Below are 348 nucleotides of genomic sequence, written 5' to 3' on the forward strand. Positions count from 1 at the left end.
CACCAACGCGCACGTCATCGTGGAGGAGGCCCCGCAGGAGACGCCGGCCGCCGAGGAATCGGCTGTGGTGGAGCCGGTGCTGTCCGGTGGGGTGGTGCCGTGGACGGTCAGTGGCGGCAGTGCGGGCGGGCTGGTGTCGCAGGCGCGGGCGCTGGCCGATTTCGTGCGGGAGGAGAAGGCGGAGCCGGCCGGGGTCGCGCGGGCGCTGCTCGGGCGCGCCGCACTGAGGCAGCGGCTCGTGGCCTTCGCCGAGGACCGTGAGGGACTGCTCACCGCACTGGACTCATATGCCGAACACGGTGAACTGGCCGAGGGGATCGTGGTCGGCTCGGTCGCCGGACGTTCCAG

1 pseudogene is annotated in these 348 nt (G+C 73.0%); it reads left to right on the forward strand.

Going from position 1 to position 348, the window contains the following annotated elements:
- Positions 1-348: pseudogene (locus ICC28_RS40170) on the forward strand (hypothetical protein); the annotation flags it as partial.

It is taken from the genome of Streptomyces sp. TRM68416, from assembly GCF_014596915.1.
In the GTDB taxonomy this organism is placed as follows: Bacteria; Actinomycetota; Actinomycetes; order Streptomycetales; family Streptomycetaceae; genus Streptomyces.